Raw genomic sequence first — 20,277 nt, 5'->3', positions numbered from 1 at the left:
AGGTGCCGTCACAGGGTCCGCAGCAGCACCGCCGGCTGTTCCACGCAGTCCGCCACGTACCGCAGGAAGCCCCCGGCGGTCCCGCCGTCGCACACCCGGTGGTCGAAGGTGAGCGACAGCTGGACGACCTGCCGCACCGCCAGCTCGCCCTCGTGCACCCACGGCTTGGGGACGATGCGGCCGACGCCGAGCATGGCCGCCTCGGGGTGGTTGATGATCGGCGTGGAGCCGTCGACGCCGAACACTCCGTAGTTGTTCAACGTGAAGGTCCCGCCGGTGAGTTCCCCGGGCGTGAGGCTTCCGGCCCGGGCCGCCTCGGTCAGCCGGGCGAACTCCGCGGTCAGCGACTCCGCGTCGCGGGCGTGGGCGTCCTTCACGACCGGTACGACCAGCCCCCGTCCGGTCTGCGCGGCGAAGCCGAGGTGGACGTGGTCGAACTGGACGACCTCCCTGGCCGCCATGTCGACCGTGGAGTTGAGCTCCGGGAAACGGGCGAGGGCGGCGGTGGAGATCCTCGCCAGGAGGGCGAGCAGGGAGATCTTCGGGCCGCCGGCCGCGTTCATGGCCGTCCGCGCGCGCATCAGCTCCGTCGCGTCCGCGTCCACCCAGCAGGTCGCGTCGGGTATCTCGTGCCGACTGCGGGAGAGCTTGTCGGCGACGGCGCCGCGGATGCCCTTGAGGGGCACACGGGTCCCTGCGAGGGCGACGGGGGCGGGTGATGCTGCGGTCTCCGCGACGGCGACCGGTGACGGTGTCGGCGCCGGTGCCGACAGCGATGCCCGCGCGGCGGTGGCGCTCAGCGCGTGCTCGACGTCCGCCCGCAGGATCAGCCCATCGGGTCCGGAACCGGTCAACTGCCGCAGGTCCAGGCCGTTCACACGGGCCAGACGGCGTACGAGGGGGGAGATCACCGGGACGGGTCCGTCGGCCACCCCTTCGGTGAGCGTCGCGGTGGGGGCGCCGTTCCGCTTCGGCGACCCGGTCGGCCCGGTCGGCCGCACGCGCCGCCTGCGGGCCGGAGGCGCTCCCGTGCCGTAGCCCACCAGTACGTTCCCGGAGCCCTCGGGCTCCCCGTCGGAGAGCCGCGGGCCCACCGCGACCGTCAACAGGGGTGCCCCGACGGGCAGTTCCGCGCCCTCCTCGCCGAAACGGGCCGTGACCACACCGCCGTAGGGGCAGGGCACCTCGACCATCGCCTTGGCGGTCTCGACCTCGACGACGGGCTGGTCGATGGCGACCACGTCGCCGACCTGGACCAGCCAGCGCACGATCTCCGCCTCGGTGAGCCCTTCGCCGAGGTCGGGGAGCTTGAACTCCAGCACCTGTGCCATCAGTTCTCGGCCTCCCACTGCAGACGCCCGACGGCGTCCAGGATCCGGTCCACGCCGGGCAGGTGGTGACGCTCCAGCATGGGCGGCGGATACGGGATGTCGAACCCGGCCACCCGCAGCACCGGCGCCTCCAGGTGGTGGAAGCAGCGCTCGGTGACCCGGGCCGCGATCTCCCCGCCCGGTCCGCCGTAGGAGCCCGACTCGTGGACGACGACCGCGCGCCCGGTCCGCCGTACGGAGGCCGTGACCGTCTCGTCGTCGAAGGGCACCAGGGAGCGCAGGTCGACGACTTCGAGGTCCCAGCCCTCGGCCTGTGCCGCCTCGGCGGCCTGGAGGCAGACCGGGAGCGACGGGCCGTAGGTGATGAGGGTGGCGCTGCGGCCGGGGCGCCGCACCACGGCGCGGCCTATCGGTTCCACGTCCGTCGGGTGCTCGGGGTTCCAGGAGTCCTTCGACCAGTACAGGCGCTTGGGTTCGAGGAAGACGACCGGGTCGTCGGAGGCGATCGCGGCGCGCAGCAGGCCGTAGGCGTCGGCGACGGTGGCCGGGGTGACGACATGGAGCCCCGGGGTCGCCATGTAGAACGCCTCGGAGGAGTCGCTGTGGTGCTCGACGCCGCCGATTCCGCCGCCGTAGGGGACGCGGATGGTGATCGGGAGGGGCATCGCCCCGCGGGTGCGGTTGCGCATCCGGGAGACATGGCTGATCAGCTGCTCGAAGGCCGGGTACGCGAACGCGTCGAACTGCATCTCCACGACCGGCCGCAGCCCGTACATCGCCATACCGACCGCCGTGCCGAGGATGCCGGCCTCGGCGAGCGGGGTGTCGGTGCAGCGCTCCTCGCCGAACTCCTCGGCGAGACCGTCGGTGACGCGGAAGACGCCGCCGAGGGTGCCGACGTCCTCGCCCATGACATGGACGGTGGGGTCGGCGGCCATGGCGTCGCGCAGTGCGCGCGTGAGGGCCTGCGCCATGGTGGCCGGCTTGACGGCGACGGTGGTCATCAGTGCGCCCCTTCCTCTTCCGCCGCCAGCTCGGCCTGCAACAGGGCCTGCTGCTCGCGCAGTTGCGGGGTCGGTTCGGCGTAGACATGGGCGAACAGGTCCGCCGGGTCGAGCGCGGGGTCCTGGTTCATGCGCTCGCGCAGGTCGGCGGCCATGGTCTCGGCGGCCTCGCGCGCGTGGCGTACGCCGTTCTCGTCGATGAGGCCGCGATCGGTCAGCTCGTGTTCGAGGAGCGCGATCGGGTCGTGCGCGCGCCAGGCCTCGACCTCGGTGTCACCTCGGTAGCGGGTCGCGTCGTCGGCGTTGGTGTGGGCGTCGATGCGGTAGGTGATCGCCTCGACCAGGGTGGGACCGCCGCCCTCGCGCGCGCACCGTACGGCGGCGGCGAGGACCTCGTGCACGGCGGCCGCGTCGTTGCCGTCGACCAGGCGGCCGGGCATGCCGTAGCCGACGGCCTTGTGGGCCAGCGACGGCGCCGCGGTCTGCTTGGCGAGCGGGACGGAGATGGCGAAGCCGTTGTTCTGGACCAGGAAGACGACCGGGGCCTGCCAGACGGCGGCGAAGTTGAGCGCCTCGTGGAAGTCGCCCTCGCTGGTGCCGCCGTCGCCGACCATGGCGAGGGCGACCACGTCGTCGCCCTTGAGGCGGGCCGCGTGGGCGAGGCCGACGGCGTGCGGGAGCTGGGTGGCGAGCGGGGTGCACAGGGGGGCGACACGGTGCTCGCGCGGGTCGTAGCCGGTGTGCCAGTCGCCGCGCAGGAGCGTGAGCGCCTGGACGGGGTCGAGGCCGCGGGCGACGGCGGCCAGGGTGTCGCGGTAGCTCGGGAAGAGCCAGTCCTGCTCCGCCAGGGCGAGGGCGGCGGCCACCTCACAGGCCTCCTGGCCGGTGCTGGAGGGGTAGACGGCGAGGCGGCCCTGCTTGGTGAGGGCGGTGGCCTGCGTGTTGTAGCGGCGGCCGCGGACCAGCTCGGCGTACAGACGGCGCAGCAGCGCCGGGTCGGCCTTCGCCGCCCGCTCGGTGCCGAGGACGCGGTAGGGCTCCGTGTCGGGCAGCAGCGGCGCGGGGTCCGTGCGGGGCTGCCAGGCGGGCGGCGGCGATGGCCGGTAGGCACCCCGCTGCTCCATGACCGTCATGACGGCACCTCCTCGTGGGAGCGGCTTCAGGGACGCCACGGGTGTGATGCGCCCCACCTACCGATTGTTCGGTCGTCGGCACATTTTGGCTACGGGCACCTCCAGGCTGTGGACAAACGGTTCTCCACAGCCTCAAATGAACGCAGTACGTCCATGGTAGGGAGGCGGGGGGACATGGCACCTGAACAAATGGCCGAGGGGCCGGAGGAAACGACCCCGCTGCCGCCCGCCCGTCCCCTCGACGCCATCGATCTGGACATCCTCCAGATGCTCCAGGCGGACGGCCGTGCCTCGATACGGTCGGTCGCCGAACGGGTGCATGTCTCGCGCGCCAACGCCTACGCGCGCATCAACCGCCTCGTCGAGGACGGCGTCATCCGCGGCTTCGGCGCCCGTGTCAACCACGAGCGCGCGGGCCACGGCACCTCGGCCTACATCACCCTGAAGATCGTCCAGAACTCCTGGCGCACGGTCCGCGAACAGCTCAGGCAGCTGCCCGGCGCCTCGCACATCGCCCTGGTCGGCGGCGATTTCGACGTACTGCTCCTGGTGCACACCCCCGACAACAAGGCGCTGCGCGAACTGGTCCTCACCCGGCTGCAGAACATGCCCGAGGTCCTCAGCACCCGCACGCTGCTGGTGTTCGAGGAGGAGGACCTGGAACCGCAGGGCTGAGTCAGCCCTCCTTGCGCAGGCCTCCGAAGACCAGCTGCACCACCGCGTCGGCGACCTCGCGCTCGTTCATCCCGCGCCCGTCCGGGCGGTACCACTCGACGATCGAGTTGATCATCCCGAAGACCAGCCGGGTCGCGAGCCGGACCTCCACGTCGCCGCGTACGTCCCCCTCGGCGGCTGCCGCCTTCAGCAGCTCGGCCACCCGGTGGTCGAAGTCGCGGCGCCGCTCCAGGGCCCAGCGCTCGGTGTCCGTGTTGCCGCGCACGCGCAGCAGCAGGGTGACGTACGGAAGGTCCCCGATCAGCACCTCCACCATGCGCCGCACGACGTACTCCAGGCGGTCCGAGGCGCGCCCCACGCGTGCGTGCTCCTCGTCGAGGATGCCGAAGAGGCCGTCGAGCGCCCGGCTGACGGCCCGCCGCAGCAGTTCCTCCTTGCCGGCCACATGGTGGTAGATCGACGACTTGGAGATGCCGGCCGCCTTGGAGAGGTGCTCCATGGAGGTGCCGTCGTAGCCGCGCTCGTTGAACACCTGGACGGCGACGGACAGCAGCGTCTCCGGGGTGTAGGTGTCGCGCTTGGCCGTGGTCATGAGGTGCTGCCCTCCCGCTTGTCGGAGGCGTACGCGTGCCGGTACAGGGCCAGGGACGGCGCGTAGCGTCCGGAGGGGTCGCGCAGGTGCAGGTCGTCCAGGAGGGCGTAGGCCCAGTTCCGGCCGAGCTTGCGGCTCCACTCGAAGGGGCCGAGCGGGTAGTTGACGCCCAGGCGCATCGCCGTGTCGATGTCCTCCTCGGTGGCCACGCCCTTGGCGACGGCGTCGTGCGCGAGGTCGACGATGCGGGCGACCGTACGGGCGACGATCATGCCGGGCACGTCACCGATGACGCTGACGTCCTTGCCGAGCGCCTGGAAGAGGCCGATGGCGTCGGAGAGGGTCTGCTGCGAGGTGTCCTGGGAGGCGGACAGGGCGATTCGGGTGGCGCGCCGGTAGTCCAGCGCGAGGTCGAAGTAGACGACGTCCCGGAACTCCACGGAGGTCTGGCCGTCGGCGAGCGCCAGCTGGCCGCCGCCCGGCAGCACCAGCCGGGTGCCGTGGTCCTCTTCCTCCTCACGCACCGGGATGCCCGCCTCGCGGATCAGCGCGAGCAGCTCGGCCGCGGGGCCCAGGTCGCCCTCGGCGACCACGTACGCGGGCCGCTGGGCGGCTTCCGCGGTGTGCGGCTCGGCGCGCTCGGCGTCGTCCGCGTAGTCGTACCAGCCGTGCCCGCTCTTGCGGCCGAGCCGGCCCGACTCGACCAGACGGCGCTGGGCCAGGGACGGCGTGAAGCGCACGTCCTGGAAGAAGCTCTGCCACACCGAACGGGTGACGGACTCGTTGACGTCCTGCCCGATGAGGTCGGTCAGTTCGAAGGCGCCCATCCGGAAGCCGCCCGACTCGCGCAGGATCGCGTCGATGGTGGCGGGGTCGGCGCCCTGGGCCTCGTAGACCGCGAAGGCCTCGGCGTAGAAGGGCCGGGCGATGCGGTTGACGATGAAGCCGGGGGTGTCGGCGCAGGCGACCGGGGTCTTGCCCCAGGCGCGCGCCATCTCGTACGCGCGCGTGGCCGAGGTGACGTCGGTGGCGAACCCGGAGACGACCTCGACCAGCGGCAGCAGCGGCGCGGGGTTGAAGAAGTGCAGGCCGACGAGGCGGCCGGGGTTGCTCAGGGCGCCACCGATGGCGGTCACCGACAGGGACGAGGTGTTGGTGGCGAGCAGACAGTCCTCGTCGACGACGTCCTCCAGGGCCCTGAACAGCTCCTGCTTGGCGTCCAGCCGCTCCAGGACGGCCTCGGCAACCAGCGAGCAGTCGGCCAGCTCGGCGAGCTCCTCGGCGGGCAGCAGACGCTCCCTTGCCGCGTCCCGGTCACCGGCCGTGAGCCGGTCCTTCTCCACGAGCCGGTCGAGGCGGGCGCCGATCGCTTCGGCCGCTTCCCGGGCGCGCCCGGGGACGGCGTCGTACAGCCGTACGCGATGGCCGGCGGCCAGCGCGACCTGGGCGATGCCCTGGCCCATGGTGCCGGTGCCGACGACGGCCACGGGGCTGCTGAGGTCGAGTGCTGTCATGTGCGCGATCCTCCCGCACGGGGTTTTCCACAGATGCGGCGGACCCCCTTGTCCCGACCGATCGTTCGGTTACTCTAACTCTGACCGGCTGTTCCCGCCCCTGTTACGCCCGAGTTCTGTTCAGAGTCCTGCCCAGGTCATGAGCTCGACGAAGAGTTCACAAGACGAGGAGTTGGTCCCGCATGGCCGCCGAACTGACCGCGCACGAGCTGATCGCCACACACCGGCCCACCCTCGACCAGGCGCTGGAAGCGATCCGCACCCGTGCGTACTGGTCCCCGCACCCCGAGCACCCCAAGGCCTACGGTGAGAACGGCAGCCTGGACATGGCGGCGGGCAGGGCCGCCTTCGACGCCGTCCTGAACACCCGTCTCGACCTCGGCCAGCCCGGCACGGACGACTGGGTGGGCGACGAGGTGTCGCCCTACGGCATCGAGTTGGGCGTCGAGTACCCGCACGTGGACGTGGACGTGCTGCTGCCCGCCATGAAGGCGGGCCAGAAGGCCTGGCGGGACGCGGGCGCCGAAGCGCGCGCGGTGGTCTGCCTGGAGATCCTGAAGCGGATCGGCGACCGGACGCACGAGTTCGCGCACGCGGTCATGCACACCTCCGGCCAGGCGTTCATGATGGCGTTCCAGGCGGGCGGCCCGCACGCCCAGGACCGGGGCCTGGAAGCGGTGGCGTACGCGTACGTCGAGCAGGTCCGGACACCGGACACGGCGGAGTGGACCAAGCCGCAGGGCAAGCGCGACCCGCTGGCGCTCACCAAGCGGTTCACACCGGTGCCGCGCGGGATCGCGCTGCTGATCGGCTGCAACACCTTCCCGACGTGGAACGGCTATCCGGGCCTGTTCGCCTCCCTCGCGACGGGCAACGCGGTCCTGGTGAAGCCGCATCCGCGCGCGGTGCTGCCGCTCGCGCTCACCGTGCAGGTCGCGCGCGAGGTCCTGGAGCAGGCCGGCTTCGACCCGAACCTGGTCGCGCTGGCCGCCGAGCGCCCCGGTGAGGGCATCGCCAAGGCGCTGGCCACCCGCCCGGAGATCCGGATCATCGACTACACCGGCTCGACGGCCTTCGGCGACTGGCTGGAGGCCAACGCCCGCCAGGCGCAGGTCTACACGGAGAAGGCCGGCGTCAACACGGTGCTGGTGGAGTCGGCCGGCGACTACAAGGGGATGCTGGCCAACCTGGCCTTCTCGCTCTCCCTGTACAGCGGCCAGATGTGCACCACCCCGCAGAACCTGCTGATCCCCAGGGACGGCATCCGCACCGACGAGGGCCCCAAGACCTTCGACGAGGTGGTGGCGGACCTCGCCCGCTCCGTCGACGGCCTGCTCGGCGACGACGCCCGCGCGAACGGCCTGCTGGGCGCGATCGTCAACCCGGATGTGAAGGCGCGGCTCGAGGCGGCGGCGGGGCTCGGCGAAGTCGCCCTCGCGTCGAGGGAGATCAGCAATCCGGAGTTCCCGAAGGCGGTCGTGCGCACTCCGGTGATCGTGAAGCTCGACGGGGCCAAGCCGGACGACGAGGCCGCCTACATGAGCGAGTGCTTCGGGCCGGTCTCGTTCGCCGTGGCGGTCGACTCGGCGGCGGACGCGGTGGAGCTGCTGCGGCGCACCGTCCGCGAGAAGGGGGCGATGACGGTCGGGGCGTACACCACCGACGAGGAGGTCGAGCGGGCGGTGGAGGAGGTCTGCCTGGAGGAGGCGGCGCAGCTGTCGCTGAACCTGGTGGGCGGGGTGTATGTCAACCAGACCGCCGCGTTCTCGGACTTCCACGGCTCCGGGGGGAATCCGGCGGCGAACTCGGCCCTGTGCGACGGGGCGTTCGTGGCCAACCGGTTCCGGGTCGTCGAGGTGCGCTCGGAGGCCTGAGAGCTCGGACGGACTCAGTACACCCCCCTGAAGGGCGCCTTCGCCCCCAGGCTCCAGTGGTAGAGGGTCATGGCCACGCTCGTCGCCAGGTTGTAGCTGGACACCTGCGGGCGCATCGGCAACGCCACCAGGTGGTCGGTGCGCTCGCGCAGTTCGGGTGACAGACCACTGCGTTCGGAGCCGAAGGCGAGGACGGCGTCGTCCGGGAGGGCGATGTCCCGGATGTCGTCGCCCTCGGGGTCGAGGGCGAACAGCGGGCCCGGGGGGAGTCCGGCCACCTCCAGGTGTTCGACGGCGGTCGCGAAGTGCAGGCCCGCGCCGCCGCGCACGACCGTGGGGTGCCAGGGGTCGAGGGTGCCGGTGGTGACCACGCCGGTCGCGCCGAAGCCGGCGGCCAGACGGATCACGGCGCCCGCGTTGCCGAGGTTGCGCGGGTTGTCGAGGACCACGACCGGGGTGGTGCGGGGGGTGTGCGCCAGCTTCTGGAGATTGGCCGCGCGGGGCGGTCGTACGGCCAGAGCGGCCACGGCGGTGGGGTGCGGGCGCGCCACCAGGGTGCGGTACGTCGGCTCCGGGACCTCCGTCAGGAGCGCGGCGAGCGGCTCCCGTACGTCGGGCGCGAGCTCTTCGGCGAGGGCCAGCGCAGCCCGTCGGTCGACGGTGACCGCGACCGGGATCTCGGCCCCGAAGCGCACGGCGTGCTTGAGGGCGTGGAAGCCGTCGAGGAGCACGGTGGTGTCGGCGAGGCGCCGCCAGGTGCTGAGCGGGTCGGGGGCGGGGTCGGTCATGGCGTGCAGCCTATGTGCGCGTGGGTTCGGCGCTGACCGGGTCGGTGCCCGGCTCGGGGTCCTCCGCGGGCCGCGGTTCGGGCAGGCCCGAGCGCCCGGCGCGGGCGAGCGCGCGGGCCCGCGCGCGTGCCGCCCAGCCGCCCAGGCGGCGCAGGAACGTCGTCGGGAGGAAGACCGCGTCCGTCGCGATCATCGCCAGGGAGAAGAACGGCAGCCCCAGGACCACGGCGATCACCGCGTGCTCGGTCATCATGACCGCCAGCAGGACGTTCTTGACCCGCCGGTTGAACAGCGTGAACGGGAAGGCGACCTGCACGATCACGGTCCCGTAGGTCACCAGCATCACCATGGTGCCGCTGGAGGACAGCAGGTCGGCGAGGGCGGGCCAGGGCGAGAAGTAGTCCAGGTGGAGCGGGTAGTAGACCGCGGTGCCGTCCTGCCAGCGGGAGCCCTGGATCTTGTACCAGCCGGCCGTCGCGTAGATCAGACAGGCCTCGGTCATGATCACGAGCAGGGCGCCGTTGTGGACGACGTTGGCGACGACGTCCAGCAGGATCCGCGGCTCGGCGCTCCTCGCCCGGTGCCGCACCACCCAGCACACGCCCTGCGCCACCCACATCAGCCAGAGGATCGCCGGCACGGCCGGGTCGGTCCCGTCGAAGCGGCCCCCGGCCGTCACGGCGACCAGCGCGAACCCGAGCACGCCCCACAGGGCGGGTCCCACCCGGTCCACCACGCGTTCGCCACGCGCGTGTGCCTCGCTCGTGCCCCGGGCTCGTCGCGCGTCCAGCGACCAGACCTGACCGCACCGGGTGAACACCAGGTAGATGGACATGAGATGCAGGACGTTGTCGCCGCCGTCCCCCATGAAGACGCTGCGGTTCTGCAGGGAGAGCACGCCGACCATGAAGAGCACGGACATGGCGCGGGTGCGCCAGCCCAGCAGCAGCAGGACGCTCGTCAGGGCGGCGAGGGCGTAGACGAGCTCGAACCAGAACCGGCCGTCGGTCCACATCAGGGCGGTGAAGGCGCCGTTGTCCGCGATCAGCTGCCGGGCCAGACCCCAGCTCCACGGGGCGTCGGGGCCGTACATCTCCTGGCGGTGCGGGAACTCGCGCAGCAGGAACAGCAGCCAGGTCGCGCTGAAGCCGATGCGGACCACGGCGCTCTGGTACGGGCCGAGCGCGGACTCGGTGACACGGGCGATACCGGCCGAGACCGCCAGGGCGAAGCGGTTCACTCGGCGCCTCCGTCGGTGTCGGCGGCCGTGAGGGGCCACCAGGGCAGCACTCGGTACATGGGCTGGTCCGAGAGCTTCTCCCCGCTCCACTTCGGCGGGGGCACGTTGGTGGTCCGGGAACGGACCTGGACCCCCGAGATCGAGCCGCCCTCGCCGGCCGCGTCGTCGCGGTCCAGGCGCAGCACGACGATGCGCCGCAGATACGACTCGGACAGGGAGCCGCGCAGGCCGCTCGGCCGGTTGTCGCTGTCGTGGGTGGAGACGAAGAAGTCGAAGGCCCGGCGCAGTTCGTTCTGCTGGGTGTGGCTCGGCAGCAGATTGCCGTCGATGGCCCGGCCGTCTTCGGCGGACAGGTCGTACCAGCCGGTGGTGCGCGTCCCGCCGTCCCGGGTGCGCACCTGGGCCCGCACCTGGACGGCGATGTTTTGCTGGAGCGGGTTCGGCGCGAACAGCTTCCAGTTCTGTTCGAACTCCGGGTAGATCCAGTCGTCGATCGCCCCGCCGTGCTGCCTGGTGACCGTGTTCACCGGCGCGACATGCAGAAAGACCATGCCGACGTGCACACAGACGACGGCGCCGACGACCGCGATGGCCAGCGCCGCCCCTATCCGGTAGCGCAGGGAGAGGGCGGCGACACCGGTGCGGGGCTCGGGGTCGGCGCCGGCGTCCTCCGGGCCTGTGTCGTGCGCGTCCATTCCGCCCCGTCTCCCGATCCGGTCCCACTTCGCTGAACGCGAACGGTACTCAGACCCGCTCACGAGGCAAGCCCCTGTCCGCGTTGTCCACAGGCAATGCCCGCAGGTTGTCCACAGCGGTTGACACCTTACGGCGCCCGACCCACCATGGATATCGACGAACCGAACGATCGGTCGGGAGCCAGCTCCGGCAGAACACAGGTCGAGGGGGCCTCATGGCGACAGCAGCCGCACACCAGACGTACGGCACCGAGGACGTGGACGACACCGCGGTGTACGAGCGTGCCTTCGACGCCGCCGTGGCCGCCGACGAGCGCATCGAGCCACGGGACTGGATGCCGGACGCCTACCGCGCGACGCTGGTCCGCCAGATGGCGCAGCACGCCCACTCCGAGATCATCGGCATGCAGCCGGAGGCCAACTGGATCACCCGCGCGCCCTCCCTGCGCCGCAAGGCGATCCTGATGGCCAAGGTCCAGGACGAGGCCGGACACGGCCTGTACCTGTACAGCGCGGCCGAGACCCTCGGCACCGGCCGCGAGGAGCTGCTCGACAAGCTCCACTCCGGCCGCCAGAAGTACTCCTCGATCTTCAACTACCCGACCCTGACCTGGGCGGACGTCGGCGCGATCGGCTGGCTGGTGGACGGCGCCGCGATCACCAACCAGGTCCCGCTGTGCCGCTGCTCCTACGGCCCGTACGCGCGCGCGATGGTCCGCATCTGCAAGGAGGAGTCCTTCCACCAGCGCCAGGGCTACGAACTGTTGCTGGCCCTGAGCCGGGGCACCCCGGAACAGCACGCGATGGCCCAGGACGCGGTGGACCGCTGGTGGTGGCCGTCCCTGATGATGTTCGGCCCGCCCGACGACGAGTCGGCGCACTCCGCGCAGTCGATGACCTGGAAGATCAAACGACACTCGAACGACGAGCTGCGCCAGCGCTTCGTCGACATCTGCGTCCCCCAGGCCGAGTCCCTCGGCCTCACCCTCCCCGACCCGGACCTGCGGTGGAACGAGGAGCGGGGGCACCACGACTTCGGCCCGATCGACTGGACGGAGTTCAAGGAGGTCCTCCGGGGCAACGGACCGTGCAACGAGCAGCGGCTCACCCAGCGCAGGCAGGCCCACGAGGAGGGCGCCTGGGTGCGGGAGGCGGCCGCGGCCTACGCGGCGAAGCACACGGACACAACCGGGAAACACACGACCGGGAAGCACACGGACAGGACCGGCGAGACAGGAGCGGCGCGAGCATGACGAACACCGACTGGCCCCTGTGGGAGGTCTTCGTGCGCTCGCGCCGGGGCCTGTCCCACACCCACGCCGGCAGCCTGCACGCACCGGACGCGGAGTTCGCCCTGCGCAACGCCCGCGACCTGTACACCCGCCGCGGCGAGGGCGTCTCGATCTGGGTCGTCCCGTCCTCGGCGATCACCGCGTCCTCGCCGGACGAGAAGGACCCGTTCTTCGAGCCGGCCGCCGACAAGCCGTACCGGCACCCGACCTTCTACGAGATCCCGGAAGGGGTGAAGCACCTGTGACCGTCGACCTGACCACGAACGCCGCCGCCCTCGCCCTCGGCGACGACGCCCTGGTGCTCTCCCACCGCCTGGGGGAGTGGGCGGGCCACGCCCCGGTGCTGGAGGAGGAGGTCGCCCTCGCCAACATCGCGCTGGACCTGCTCGGTCAGGCACGTGTCCTGCTGTCCATGGCCGGCGACGAGGACGAGCTGGCGTATCTGCGCGAGGAGCGCGCCTTCCGCAACCTCCAGCTGGTGGAACAGCCGAACGACGACTTCGCCCACACCATCGCCCGCCAGCTGTACTTCTCCACCCACCAGCACCTGCTGTACGCGCGGCTGGCCGCCGGCGACGGGCCGTTCGCGGGGCTTGCCGCGAAGGCGGTCAAGGAGGTCGCCTACCACCGCGACCACGCCGAGCAGTGGACTCTGCGGCTGGGCGACGGCACCGAGATCAGCCACCGGAGGACGCAGACGGCGGTGGACGCTCTGTGGCGGTTCACCGGCGAGATGTTCCAGCCGGTGGACGGGCTGGACGTCGACCCGGCCGAGCTGGAGACGGCCTGGACGGAGTCCGTCACCGATGTGCTGCGCCGGGCCACCCTGACGGTCCCCGAGGGACCGCGGACCGGCGCGTGGAGGGCCGGCGCGGGCCGCCAGGGCCTGCACACCGAGTCCTTCGGGCGGATGCTCGCCGAGATGCAGCATCTGCACCGCAGCCACCCGGGGGCGTCATGGTGACGGCCACCGCGCTGGAGGCGGAGCTCCTCGACATCGCCGGTTCGGTCCCCGACCCCGAACTGCCGGTGCTGACCCTGCGGGAACTCGGCGTCGTGCGGGCGGTGCGGGTGCGCGAGGGCGACTCGGCCGAGGTGGAGCTGACCCCGACGTACACCGGCTGCCCCGCGATAGAGGCGATGTCCCTGGACATAGAGCGGGCGCTGCACGCACACGGCGTGCGCGAGGTCGCGGTCCGCACGGTGCTGAGTCCGGCCTGGTCGACGGACGACATCACGGCCGAAGGGCGGCGCAAGCTGCGGGAGTTCGGGATCGCACCGCCACGGGTGCGGCGGGACCCCGGGCCGGTGGGGCTGCGGCTGGGCCCGACCCGGACGGTCGGCACAGAGGCGGACCCGGCCACGGATGCCGTGGCAGAGGCGGACCCGGCCACGGATGCCGTGGCAGAGGCGGACCCGGCCGCGGATGCCGTGGCGGAGGCGGGCGCCGGCCAGGAAGTGGGCGCCGACCGGGGGACGAGCTTCGTCTCCGACCCCGTCCACTGCCCCCACTGCGGCTCCCCCGACACCGAGTTGCTCAGCCGCTTCTCCTCCACCGCGTGCAAGGCGCTGCGCCGCTGTCTTGACTGCCGTGAACCCTTCGACCACTTCAAGGAGCTGTAGATGGCCCGCTTCCACACGCTCCGGGTGGCGGCGGTCGACCGGCTCACCGACGACTCCGTCGCCCTCACCCTCACCGTCCCGCCGGAACTCCGCGAGGCGTACCGGCACACCCCCGGCCAGCACCTCGCGCTGCGGCGGACGGTCGACGGCACGGAGATCCGGCGCACGTACTCGATCTGCTCCCCGGCGCCCGGAGCGGACGGCCCGCGCACCCTGCGGGTCGGGGTGCGGCTGGTCGACGGCGGGGCCTTCTCGACGTACGCGCTCAAGGAGATCGACGTCGGCGACGGACTGGAGGTCATGACCCCGGCCGGCCGCTTCACGCTCGACCCGGCGCCCGGCCTGTTCGCGGCGGTCGTCGGCGGCAGCGGCATCACCCCGGTCCTGTCGATCGTCTCGACGCTGCTCGCGCGGGAACCGCAGGCGCGTTTCTGTCTGATCCGCAGCGACCGTACGGCCGCCTCGACGATGTTCCTGGAGGAGGTCGCCGACCTCAAGGACCGCTACCCCGGCCGACTGCAACTGGTGACGGTCCTGTCCCGGGAGGAGCAGCAGGCGGGACTGCCGTCCGGGCGGCTCGACCAGGAGCGGCTGACGGAGCTGCTGCCGGCGCTGCTGCCGGTGGGACAGGTGGCGGGATGGTTCCTGTGCGGACCGCTCGGGCTGGTGCAGGGGGCGGAACGGAGCCTGCGCGGACTCGGGGTGCCGCGCGCCCTCATCCACGAGGAGATCTTCCACGTGGATGCCGCACCGCCACCGGCCGCCGCTGCCGCCCCCGCGCACAGCGCGGTCACCGCCCGCCTCGACGGCCGCGGCGGCACCTGGCCGGTGCGGGACGGCGAGTCCCTGCTGGAGACGGTCCTGCGCAACCGCCCCGACGCCCCCTACGCCTGCAAGGGCGGGGTGTGCGGGACGTGCCGGGCGTTCCTGGTCGCGGGCGAGGTGCGCATGGACCGCAACTTCGCGCTGGAGCGGGAGGAGACGGAGGCCGGTTATGTGCTGGCGTGCCAGTCGCATCCGGTGACGGAGAAGGTGGAGCTGGACTTCGACAGGTGACTGGATCTCAACAGGTGACCGGACTTCGACAGGTGAACGGCACCGCCCCGTGAACACGACCGGCCCGCTCGGGTGCCGGTGCCCCGTTCCCTTCTTCTAGAACCTGTTCTATCTTGACGGTCCGTCAGATCAGCGGACCGCCGGAGGGACAGGACCGTGGACTTCACCTTCACCGAGGAGCAGCAGGCGGCGGCCGAGGCGGCCCGCGGGGTGTTCGCCGGGGTCGCGCCGGACACGGTGCCCTCGCCCTCGCTCCTGCCGGGCGCCGTCGCCGAGGACTTCGACCGAGCGCTGTGGGCGAAGCTCGCCGAGGCCGACCTGCTGAGCCTGCTGCTGGACCCGGAACACGGCGGGGCCGGCCTGGACGTCATCGCGCTGTGCCTGGTGCTGCGGGAGTCGGCGAAGGGGCTGGCGCGGGTGCCGTTGCTGGAGAGCAGCGCGGCGGTGGCCGCCGTACAGGCGTATGGCGGTGCGGAGTTGAGGTCGGAGCTGCTGGAGCGGGCGGGGCGCGGGGAGCTGGTGCTGACCGTCGCGGCGAACGGCCGCAGCGGTCACGACGGGGCCGAACTCGCGGTGACCGCGCGACAGGACGGGGCGGACTGGCTGCTGGACGGAGTCCAGACCGCGGTGCCGTGGGCGCACAACGCCGACTTCGTCGTCGTACCCGCCCGATCGGCGTCGGAGCGGACGCTCCTCGCCGTGGTTCCCCGCGTCCACGAGGGAGTCGTGCTCGCCGAGCAGATCTCCACCACCGGCGAGCGGCTCGGCGAGCTGCGGTTGGAGTCGGCGCGGATCACGGCCGGCCGGGTCATCGAGGCGGAGGGGGCGTGGGAATGGCTGCGGGGGCTGCTGACCACCGGGGCGTGCGCGCTGGCCCTCGGGCTCGGTGAGCGGGTCCTCGGCATGACGAGTGAGTACGCGGGCAAGCGGGAGCAGTTCGGGTATCCGATCGCCACGTTCCAGGCGGTGGCCGTGCAGGCCGCCGACCGCTACATCGACCTGCGGGCGATGGAGGCGACGCTCTGGCAGGCCGCATGGCGGATCGCCTCCGGTGCGCCCGGGGCGTTGCCCACCTCCGGGGACGTCGCGGTCGCCAAGATCTGGGCGTCGGAGGGCGTACGGCGGATCGTGCAGACCGCACAGCATCTGCACGGCGGGTTCGGGGCGGACGTGGAGTACCCGCTGCACCGCTACCACGCCTGGGCCAAGCACCTGGAGCTGTCGCTCGGCCCGGCGGCGGCGCACGAGGAGGCCCTGGGCGACCTGCTGGCGGCCCATCCCCTGGGCTGACCGCGCGCTCCGGCCGACCCGAGGAGCCCGGAGGACGAAGCCGGCCCCGGATCCTAGAGAACGAACCCGGGCTGTCCGTCCTCCGTCACGACGGGTCGGCCCGCGGCCGCCCACACCTGCATCCCGCCGTCGACGTTCACGGCGTCGATGCCCTGCTGGACGAGGTACATCGTGACCTGGGCCGAGCGGCCGCCGGAACGGCAGATCACGTTGACGCGGCCGTCCTGCGGGGCGGCCTCGGTCAGCTCGCCGTAGCGGGCCACGAAATCACTGATGGGGATGTGCAGCGCCCCTTCGGCATGACCCGCCTGCCACTCGTCGTCCTCGCGGACGTCCAGCAGGAAGTCGCCGTCCTCGAGGTCCGAGACCTCGACCGTGGGCACACCAGCTCCGAAACTCATGCCCCGACGCTACCGGACGCCCACGCCGACGGAACCGGGGGCCGAACAGCGGCGCCGCTACCGCGACAGCAGCTCCGCCAGTTCCTGTTCGCGTTGGGAGACGTCCGCCAGGAGCTGTTCGGCGATCTCCTCGAGGAGACGGTCGGGGTCGTTCGGTGCGAGCCGCAGCATCGAGCCGATCGCACCCTCCTCCAGCTCCTTGGCGACCAGCGTGAGCAGTTCCTTGCGCTGGGCGAGCCATTCGAGGCGGGCGTAGAGCTCCTCGCTGCGGCTCGGGCCGCGCTCCGCCGGTGCCGGACCCCTGGCCCACTCCTCGGCCAGCTCCCGCAGCAGCGCCTCGTCGCCTCGGGCGTAGGCGGCGTTGACCCGGGTGATGAACTCCTCGCGCCGGGCCCGCTCGGTGTCGTCCGGGGCCAGGTCGGGGTGGGCCTTGCGGGCCAGTTCACGGTAGAGCTTGCGGGCCTCGTCGCTCGGACGTACCCGCTGCGGGGGCCGCACCGGCTGTTCGGTGAGCATCGCCGCGGCCTCGGGGAACAGCCCGTCGCCGTCCATCCAGCCGTGGAACAGCTCCTCGACGCCGGGCATCGGCAGCACCCGGGCCCGGGCCTCCTCGGCCTTGCGCAGGTCCTCCGGGTCACCGGTCCGCGCGGCCCTGGCCTCGGCTATCTGCGCGTCCAGCTCGTCGAGGCGGGCGTACATCGGGCCGAGCTTCTGGTGGTGCAGCCGGGAGAAGTTCTCGACCTCGACCCGGAAGGTCTCCACCGCGATCTCGTACTCGATCAACGCCTGTTCGGCGGCCCGCACGGCCCGCTCCAGCCGCTCCTCGGGTCGCGGCGCACCACCTTCGGGCATCGCCTGCGGCTCGCCGGCGACCCCACCCTGCTCAGCTTCCGGGCTCGTCACCCGACCAGCGTAGGCCACGACCGGGCAAGTTCTCCGGGCCGGGCGACGGGAAGAGCGCCCCGACACTCACAGCCCCCCACGGGGCCGCCCTACCGGACCGGCCGAACCGTCCGTCTCTCCGGCTGATCCGCCGGCCGGGCCGGCGCTCCGGTGGCGGACGCCCCTACGCGCCGGCCCCCGGACAGTCCGCCTCCACCCACTCCACCGCCAGGTCCCGGCATGCCACCACCAGCGTTCCCGGTCTGCAGGCGATCTCGTGTGTGCAGCCGTCGGCGTGCGGGAGCACCTCGTCCAGGACCACGTCTCCGAGAGCGCTCACGTCGCAGATGTCCAGGACGTCCACCTGGAAGCGGGAGACACCGGTGTAGCGGACGAGGAGGTCCTCGTCGTGCTTGAAGCAGTGGTGCCCGAGGCGGAGCTCGATCTCGTCGTCGCCGGTCCGGCGGACCCCCTGCGGCCTGAGATCCTTCACACACCGCTTGCCGTGGAAGTCGTAGTGGGCCGGATCCGTCGCGAACGCCCGTGCCCCCGGCGGCAGTTGGTCCGCCAGCACCGGCAGCCGCGCCAGATAGGGCCGCGGGTCGACGACCCCGGTCAGCTCCCCGTCCCGCCCGTCGAGGTCGACGTACTTCACCAGACGCTCCTCACCGATCCAGACGCTCCGCATCGATGCAGACGCTCCGCACCGATCCGACACCGCTGCAACCCTGTCCCCCCTGTCCCCCTTGTCTCCAGGGTCACACCCCCGCCTCCAGGGTCACACCCCGGTCTCCGCCGCGACCCTCCCCGCCCGTACAGCCGCCACCAGGTCCGCGTGGTCCGCCTCGGTGCGGTCGGCGTACGCCACCGCGAAGTCGGCGATCGACTCGTCCAGTTCCTCGTTCTTGCCGCAGTACCCGGCGACCAGCCGCGGGTCGGCGCTGTGGGAGTGGGCGCGGGCCAGCAGCGCACCGGTCATGCGGCCGTAGTCGTCGATCTGGTCGGCGGCCAGGGCCGCCGGATCCACGCTGCCCTTGCGGTTGCGGAACTGCCGTACCTGGAAGGGCCGTCCGTCCACCGAGGTCCAGCCCAGCAGGATGTCGCTGACGACCTGCATCCGCTTCTGGCCGAGAACGACCCGGCGCCCCTCGTGCTCGACGACCGGCGCCTCGAAGCCGGCCGTCACCAGGTGCGGCACCAGCGCCGAGGGCCGGGCCTCCTTCACCTGCAGGACCAGTGGTTCGCCCCGGTGGTCCAGCAGCAGAACGACGTACGAGCGCGTCCCCACACTCCCCGTGCCCACGATCCGGAACGCCACGTCGTGCACCGCGTACCGGGCCAGCAGCGGGAGCCGGTCCTCGGAGAGGGTCTCCACGTACTGCTCCAGGGACGCGGTCACCGCCGCCGCCTCCTCGTCGCCCACCCGCCGCAGCACCGGGGCCGCGTCGACGAAGCGGCGTCCGCCCTCCTCGGTCGCCTCCGTCGACTTCGCCGCGAAGCGCCCGCTGGTGTTGGCCCGGGCCTTCTCCGAGACCCGCTCCAGCGTGCCGAGCAGATCATGGGCGTCGGCGTGGGAGACGAGCTCCTCGTCCGCGATCGCGTTCCACGCGTCCAGCACCGGGAGCCTGGCCAGCAGCCGCATGGTGCGGCGGTAGGCGCCGGTCGCGTCGTAGGCGGCCTTGCGGCACTGGTCCTCGTCCGCGCCGGCCTCCCGGCCCGCGAGCACCAGCGAGGCGGCGAGCCGCTTGAGATCCCACTCCCAGGGCCCGCTGACCGTCTCGTCGAAGTCGTTCAGATCGATGACCAGGTCGCCGCGCGCGTCCCCGTACAGACCGAAGTTCGCGGCATGCGCGTCCCCGCAGATCTGCGCGCGGATCCTCGTCATCGGCGTCCGCGCGAGGTCGTACGCCATCAGACCCGCCGAGCCTCGCAGGAAGGCGAAGGGCGTGGCCGCCATCCGGCCCGCCCTTATCGGGGTGAGCTCGGGGATACGGCCCCGGTGGGACTCCTCGATCGCGGCGACCGCGTCGGGCCGCGCGCCGTCGAGGTCGAGCGCCGCGTGCGCACGGCGGGGGACCGCCTCGCGCAGCGCCTTGCCCTCTTCCTTGGGCGACCCCTCCACGGGCCACTCGGCGAATCCCCTCACCCGTGGCACCCGACGTCCGTCCGCCCCCGCGACACCCTCAGTCACACCGACCGCCTCCCCCGCACATCCGTACGCACGCACCCAGGAACACCGACGCGCGCATCGACACGAACATCAACTCGTGCAGACCGTACAGCCGCTGGCCGAAACCCGTCACACCCTGCGGTCCGCACAGTCGGCGGGCACGTCCTCACCAAGGACCAGTGGGTGCGGGCGAGTCACCCGAAGACCGACCGGACCACCCGCTACGGCTTCCTGCTGGTCCTCGGTGTCGCCCCGCTCTACACCGGCCTCTCCGTGGCCGACACCATGGTGATGGCGACCTCCGACCGGGTCCGCGATCTGGCCGTGCTGCGGCTGGCCGGGGCCACCCGACGGCAGGTGCTGCGTCTGGTCGGCGCCGAGGCGCTGACGGTGGTCGCGGTCGGCGCGGTGCTCGGGCTGCTGGTCACCGCGCTCGATCCGCTCGGCTGCGGTACGCCCTCGGGCTGCTGTCGGTGAGCGGCCCGCTCATGGTCCCGTGGACCGGGCTCGGCGCCGCCGTGGGCGTGCGCGGTGCTCGCCGTGCTGTTCTCGGTGACCCCGGCCGCCCTCGCCCGGGGCGCCGGCCAGGGAGCTCACCGGCCGCCGGTGACAGGGCTCACGTGAGAAAGACCTCACACCCGACGGACCCGGCCCCGCACCGGACAAAGCGGAAGCCCCCAGGTCTGGGCACTGATCCCGTTCCACCGCACCCGCAGC

20 protein-coding genes and 1 pseudogene are annotated in these 20,277 nt (G+C 72.2%); 9 read left to right on the top strand and 12 right to left on the bottom strand.

What is annotated here, in order from left to right:
- Window positions 1–8 precede the first annotated feature (8 nt).
- The 3 genes from ABZT17_RS18725 to pdhA are packed head-to-tail and all read right to left on the bottom strand — an operon-like array spanning window position 9 to window position 3,468.
- Entirely contained in the window at window positions 9–1,331 is a 1,323-nt protein-coding gene (locus ABZT17_RS18725; protein WP_356350184.1) for a dihydrolipoamide acetyltransferase family protein, read from the bottom strand.
- Entirely contained in the window at window positions 1,331–2,335 is a 1,005-nt protein-coding gene (locus tag ABZT17_RS18720; protein ID WP_356350182.1) for an alpha-ketoacid dehydrogenase subunit beta, read from the bottom strand. The genes ABZT17_RS18725 and ABZT17_RS18720 overlap by 1 nt, the downstream gene beginning before the upstream one ends.
- Window positions 2,335–3,468 (bottom strand): pyruvate dehydrogenase (acetyl-transferring) E1 component subunit alpha, encoded by a 1,134-nt coding sequence (pdhA, locus tag ABZT17_RS18715; RefSeq protein ID WP_356350180.1) that lies wholly within the window; start codon window positions 3,466–3,468, stop codon window positions 2,335–2,337. The genes ABZT17_RS18720 and pdhA overlap by 1 nt, the downstream gene beginning before the upstream one ends.
- Before the next feature lie 189 nt (window positions 3,469–3,657).
- Here pdhA and ABZT17_RS18710 point away from each other — a divergent pair, with 189 nt between their 5' ends.
- The gene (locus ABZT17_RS18710) at window positions 3,658–4,143 is read left to right on the top strand and encodes an Lrp/AsnC family transcriptional regulator (RefSeq protein WP_356350334.1); all 486 of its coding nucleotides are present in this window, start codon (window positions 3,658–3,660) and stop codon (window positions 4,141–4,143) included.
- Window position 4,144: 1 nt separating this feature from the next.
- On the opposite strand, the gene ABZT17_RS18705 is transcribed toward ABZT17_RS18710, so the two are convergent.
- Together ABZT17_RS18705 and ABZT17_RS18700 are read right to left on the bottom strand one after the other, a co-directional pair.
- Window positions 4,145–4,735, bottom strand: a complete 591-nt coding sequence (locus tag ABZT17_RS18705) for a TetR/AcrR family transcriptional regulator (RefSeq protein ID WP_356350177.1) — start codon at window positions 4,733–4,735, stop codon at window positions 4,145–4,147.
- The gene (locus ABZT17_RS18700) at window positions 4,732–6,249 is read right to left on the bottom strand and encodes a 3-hydroxyacyl-CoA dehydrogenase (protein WP_356350174.1); all 1,518 of its coding nucleotides are present in this window, start codon (window positions 6,247–6,249) and stop codon (window positions 4,732–4,734) included. The genes ABZT17_RS18705 and ABZT17_RS18700 overlap by 4 nt, the downstream gene beginning before the upstream one ends.
- Window positions 6,250–6,431: 182 nt before the next feature.
- On the opposite strand from ABZT17_RS18700, the gene paaN reads away from it, so the two are divergent.
- Window positions 6,432–8,123: a phenylacetic acid degradation protein PaaN gene (gene paaN, locus ABZT17_RS18695; RefSeq protein ID WP_356350172.1), complete on the top strand. Its 1,692-nt coding sequence runs from the start codon at window positions 6,432–6,434 to the stop codon at window positions 8,121–8,123.
- Between the two features lie 14 nt (window positions 8,124–8,137).
- Here the strand turns inward: paaN and ABZT17_RS18690 are convergent, their stop codons facing one another.
- From ABZT17_RS18690 to ABZT17_RS18680, 3 genes are read right to left on the bottom strand one after another with little or no spacing between them, the layout of a single operon-like run.
- Window positions 8,138–8,911, bottom strand: a complete 774-nt coding sequence (locus ABZT17_RS18690; protein ID WP_356350169.1) for a TrmH family RNA methyltransferase — start codon at window positions 8,909–8,911, stop codon at window positions 8,138–8,140.
- 10 nt (window positions 8,912–8,921) lie between these two features.
- The gene (locus tag ABZT17_RS18685) at window positions 8,922–10,151 is read right to left on the bottom strand and encodes an HTTM domain-containing protein (RefSeq protein ID WP_356350165.1); all 1,230 of its coding nucleotides are present in this window, start codon (window positions 10,149–10,151) and stop codon (window positions 8,922–8,924) included.
- On the bottom strand, window positions 10,148–10,846 hold the full coding sequence (locus tag ABZT17_RS18680) for a DUF5819 family protein (RefSeq protein ID WP_356350163.1): 699 nt from the start codon (window positions 10,844–10,846) through the stop codon (window positions 10,148–10,150). Before ABZT17_RS18680 ends, ABZT17_RS18685 begins: the two co-directional genes overlap by 4 nt.
- A gap of 215 nt (window positions 10,847–11,061) precedes the next feature.
- Between ABZT17_RS18680 and paaA the strand changes: the two genes are divergently transcribed.
- The 6 genes from paaA to ABZT17_RS18650 all read left to right on the top strand — a co-directional run bounded on the left by paaA (window position 11,062) and on the right by ABZT17_RS18650 (window position 16,107).
- The gene (paaA, locus tag ABZT17_RS18675) at window positions 11,062–12,099 is read left to right on the top strand and encodes a 1,2-phenylacetyl-CoA epoxidase subunit PaaA (protein ID WP_356350160.1); all 1,038 of its coding nucleotides are present in this window, start codon (window positions 11,062–11,064) and stop codon (window positions 12,097–12,099) included.
- Complete coding sequence (paaB, locus tag ABZT17_RS18670) at window positions 12,096–12,383, top strand: 1,2-phenylacetyl-CoA epoxidase subunit PaaB (protein WP_057606276.1); 288 nt, start codon at window positions 12,096–12,098, stop codon at window positions 12,381–12,383. The genes paaA and paaB overlap by 4 nt, the downstream gene beginning before the upstream one ends.
- Window positions 12,380–13,102: a 1,2-phenylacetyl-CoA epoxidase subunit PaaC gene (paaC, locus tag ABZT17_RS18665; RefSeq protein ID WP_356350156.1), complete on the top strand. Its 723-nt coding sequence runs from the start codon at window positions 12,380–12,382 to the stop codon at window positions 13,100–13,102. The genes paaB and paaC overlap by 4 nt, the downstream gene beginning before the upstream one ends.
- Complete coding sequence (gene paaD, locus ABZT17_RS18660; RefSeq protein WP_356350153.1) at window positions 13,096–13,761, top strand: 1,2-phenylacetyl-CoA epoxidase subunit PaaD; 666 nt, start codon at window positions 13,096–13,098, stop codon at window positions 13,759–13,761. The genes paaC and paaD overlap by 7 nt, the downstream gene beginning before the upstream one ends.
- Window positions 13,762–14,817 (top strand): 2Fe-2S iron-sulfur cluster-binding protein, encoded by a 1,056-nt coding sequence (locus ABZT17_RS18655; protein WP_356350151.1) that lies wholly within the window; start codon window positions 13,762–13,764, stop codon window positions 14,815–14,817.
- A gap of 156 nt (window positions 14,818–14,973) precedes the next feature.
- Entirely contained in the window at window positions 14,974–16,107 is a 1,134-nt protein-coding gene (locus ABZT17_RS18650; protein ID WP_356350149.1) for an acyl-CoA dehydrogenase family protein, read from the top strand.
- A 53-nt stretch (window positions 16,108–16,160) separates the two neighbouring features.
- Here the strand turns inward: ABZT17_RS18650 and ABZT17_RS18645 are convergent, their stop codons facing one another.
- The 4 genes from ABZT17_RS18645 to ABZT17_RS18630 all read right to left on the bottom strand — a co-directional run bounded on the left by ABZT17_RS18645 (window position 16,161) and on the right by ABZT17_RS18630 (window position 19,581).
- Entirely contained in the window at window positions 16,161–16,490 is a 330-nt protein-coding gene (locus ABZT17_RS18645) for a rhodanese-like domain-containing protein (protein WP_356350332.1), read from the bottom strand.
- 75 nt (window positions 16,491–16,565) lie between these two features.
- Entirely contained in the window at window positions 16,566–17,360 is a 795-nt protein-coding gene (locus ABZT17_RS18640; RefSeq protein WP_356350330.1) for a J domain-containing protein, read from the bottom strand.
- A 214-nt stretch (window positions 17,361–17,574) separates the two neighbouring features.
- Window positions 17,575–18,078, bottom strand: coding sequence for a hypothetical protein (locus ABZT17_RS18635; RefSeq protein WP_356350147.1), 504 nt, complete (start codon window positions 18,076–18,078; stop codon window positions 17,575–17,577).
- 90 nt (window positions 18,079–18,168) lie between these two features.
- The gene (locus ABZT17_RS18630) at window positions 18,169–19,581 is read right to left on the bottom strand and encodes a DUF2252 domain-containing protein (RefSeq protein ID WP_356350145.1); all 1,413 of its coding nucleotides are present in this window, start codon (window positions 19,579–19,581) and stop codon (window positions 18,169–18,171) included.
- Between the two features lie 132 nt (window positions 19,582–19,713).
- Between ABZT17_RS18630 and ABZT17_RS18625 the strand changes: the two are divergent.
- A pseudogene (locus tag ABZT17_RS18625) lies at window positions 19,714–20,184 on the top strand (ABC transporter permease); the annotation flags it as partial.
- Between the last annotated feature and the right edge of the window lie 93 nt (window positions 20,185–20,277).

It is taken from the genome of Streptomyces sp. NPDC005648 (assembly GCF_040605395.1).
Lineage (GTDB): Bacteria > Actinomycetota > Actinomycetes > Streptomycetales > Streptomycetaceae > Streptomyces.
The sequence above is the reverse complement of the archived record's forward strand: the minus strand, read 5'-3'. Positions and strand labels throughout refer to the sequence as shown.

Bases quoted from the DNA above. Each gene is read 5' to 3' on its own strand.
- ABZT17_RS18635 (WP_356350147.1), bottom strand. From the start codon at position 18,078: ATGCGGAGCGTCTGGATCGGTGAGGAGCGTCTGGTGAAGTACGTCGAC.
- paaN (WP_356350172.1), top strand. From the start codon at position 6,432: ATGGCCGCCGAACTGACCGCGCACGAGCTGATCGCCACACACCGGCCC.
- ABZT17_RS18655 (WP_356350151.1), top strand. From the start codon at position 13,762: ATGGCCCGCTTCCACACGCTCCGGGTGGCGGCGGTCGACCGGCTCACC.
- paaA (WP_356350160.1), top strand. From the start codon at position 11,062: ATGGCGACAGCAGCCGCACACCAGACGTACGGCACCGAGGACGTGGAC.
- pdhA (WP_356350180.1), bottom strand. From the start codon at position 3,468: ATGACGGTCATGGAGCAGCGGGGTGCCTACCGGCCATCGCCGCCGCCC.
- ABZT17_RS18720 (WP_356350182.1), bottom strand. From the start codon at position 2,335: ATGACCACCGTCGCCGTCAAGCCGGCCACCATGGCGCAGGCCCTCACG.
- ABZT17_RS18710 (WP_356350334.1), top strand. From the start codon at position 3,658: ATGGCCGAGGGGCCGGAGGAAACGACCCCGCTGCCGCCCGCCCGTCCC.
- ABZT17_RS18705 (WP_356350177.1), bottom strand. From the start codon at position 4,735: ATGACCACGGCCAAGCGCGACACCTACACCCCGGAGACGCTGCTGTCC.
- paaD (WP_356350153.1), top strand. From the start codon at position 13,096: ATGGTGACGGCCACCGCGCTGGAGGCGGAGCTCCTCGACATCGCCGGT.
- ABZT17_RS18640 (WP_356350330.1), bottom strand. From the start codon at position 17,360: ATGCCCGAAGGTGGTGCGCCGCGACCCGAGGAGCGGCTGGAGCGGGCC.
- ABZT17_RS18700 (WP_356350174.1), bottom strand. From the start codon at position 6,249: ATGACAGCACTCGACCTCAGCAGCCCCGTGGCCGTCGTCGGCACCGGC.
- ABZT17_RS18725 (WP_356350184.1), bottom strand. From the start codon at position 1,331: ATGGCACAGGTGCTGGAGTTCAAGCTCCCCGACCTCGGCGAAGGGCTC.
- ABZT17_RS18690 (WP_356350169.1), bottom strand. From the start codon at position 8,911: ATGACCGACCCCGCCCCCGACCCGCTCAGCACCTGGCGGCGCCTCGCC.
- paaB (WP_057606276.1), top strand. From the start codon at position 12,096: ATGACGAACACCGACTGGCCCCTGTGGGAGGTCTTCGTGCGCTCGCGC.
- ABZT17_RS18680 (WP_356350163.1), bottom strand. From the start codon at position 10,846: ATGGACGCGCACGACACAGGCCCGGAGGACGCCGGCGCCGACCCCGAG.